The sequence below is a fragment of the Odoribacter sp. N54.MGS-14 genome, assembly GCF_000980295.1.
GTDB classification, from domain to species: domain Bacteria; phylum Bacteroidota; class Bacteroidia; order Bacteroidales; family Marinifilaceae; genus Odoribacter; species Odoribacter splanchnicus.
In genome coordinates this window covers 1-1,315 of the sequence record NZ_LARL01000152.1, presented here as the reverse complement: position 1 = coordinate 1,315, position 1,315 = coordinate 1, and the positions used below count along the sequence as shown (strand labels likewise).

Sequence of the window (1,315 nt, the reverse complement as noted above, 5' to 3'; positions counted from 1 at the left end):
GAGGAGTTCTATAAATTAAAATATTGTAGTACAGTTGTTTATATGGTTCCAAGAGCGTAAATTTGCAGAAAATAAGAATTTTATAATGAACAAGTTATCCCGATACCGTAAGCTTCGTTATAATCAACTATTTGAGTCAGAGAATCGTGAATTGCGTTTGAATGAAATGGGCAATCCTCTTGAAGTGTTGTCTCAGTATGTTGATTTTGAGATCTTTCGTCCTACTCTTGAATCAGCCCTTTTTACCGGAGAGCGCAAAAGTAATGCCGGTCGTCCGCCGATAGACTGTGTGCTGATGTTCAAGGTCTTGTTTCTTCAGCGTTATTATGGTTTGAGTGACCATCAGATAGAGTATCAGATAGTTGACCGTACGAGTTTCCGCAAGTTTCTTGGTATTGAATGTGTTGACGATGTTCCTGACGAGAAGACGGTGTGGAAGTATCGCGAACTCCTGACAAATACAGGCGTTTATGACAAGCTTTTTTCGGAATTTCATAGTTTCATGGAAAGTAAGGGTCTGCAATTCAATGAGGGTCGCATCATTGATGCCAGTTTTGTTATTGCCCCTCGCCAACGTAACACCCGTGATGAAAATGAGCAGATAAAACAGGGAGCGGGTGATAAGTTGTGGAATGACAATCCCCACAAGAAGTGCCACAAGGATGTAGATGCCCGCTGGACAAAGAAGCGTGATGAGACTTTTTACGGCTACAAGCAGCATACTAAAGTTGAGAAACGCAATAAGATCATACTTTCTTATGATACCACGTCGGCAGAAGTGCATGATTCCAAAGGCTTTGAAGGACTGCTGGATGAAAAAGACGAAGGCAAGGACTTGTATTTGGACGCCGGTTATGTCGGACAAGAGGAGATTGTAAAACAGCATAAGATGAATCCGATAATTTGCGAAAAGGGCTACCGTAACCGTCCGCTTACCAAGGAGCAGAAATCAGACAATAGGAAAAAATCCAAGACACGTTGCCTTGTCGAGCATGTATTCGGGTTTGAGGAACAAACCATGCGTGGACTTGTGGTGCGTACAGTAGGACTTATTCGTGCTAAAGCCAATGTAGCACTCACCAGTCTTGTGTATAACATCAGTCGTTACACGCAAATAATCAGGCTGAAACCTGAGTTGTTGGGGTGAATTATGCCTGCACATCCAATTTTTACAACAAACACAAGTTAATTATTGTAAAAATTGGGGGGGGTAGAAAATATTCGCTAAATTTGAAAGACTAAAACTCACAAATTGGGCAGTTAAAGAGTTCTGCTGTCTGATACAAGAGGATAAATTGAATTGATAGAACTCACC

At 41.4% G+C, this 1,315-nt stretch carries 1 protein-coding gene; it reads left to right on the top strand.

The features are described from left to right. Positions 1 to 85: 85 nt before the first annotated feature. A complete protein-coding gene (locus WS42_RS14690; protein ID WP_005794453.1) occupies positions 86 to 1,147 on the top strand; it encodes an IS5-like element IS1169 family transposase in 1,062 nt (353 codons plus the stop codon). Positions 1,148 to 1,315: the final 168 nt, after the last annotated feature.